The sequence below is a fragment of the Pseudomonas sp. AC463 genome, assembly GCF_979253585.1.
The window spans coordinates 1-265 of record NZ_CEEDDZ010000711.1 but is presented as its reverse complement, the minus strand read 5'-3'; the positions used below and the strand labels follow the sequence as shown (position 1 = coordinate 265).

The following is a 265-nucleotide window of genomic DNA, read 5'->3' as shown; positions in this document are numbered from 1 at the left end:
ACATAGGGCAGAACCTGCAGCAGGCTTTCCTGCCAGCCTTGCTCCATGACTTCCTGCAGGTTGATCAGCGACCAGCCCTGATAGGGCAGGATGCTGTTCATGTACCAGGTCGCGACGGCAGTCTGGCTCAGCATCAGTATCAACAACACAGAGCGGCGCAGCGACCCTACCCGGCGCCAGCGTGCGGGCTCGAGTTCGCGTTTTGGCGGGCGAGGCGGGTTGGACTTGCCGAACAGCGCGCGCCAGCCGCGGGTCAGCAGGTTGG

1 pseudogene is annotated in these 265 nt (G+C 63.8%); it reads right to left on the bottom strand.

The window, feature by feature from the left end:
• Positions 1–265 (bottom strand): annotated as a pseudogene (locus AC0IYH_RS32050) (glucans biosynthesis glucosyltransferase MdoH); the annotation flags it as partial.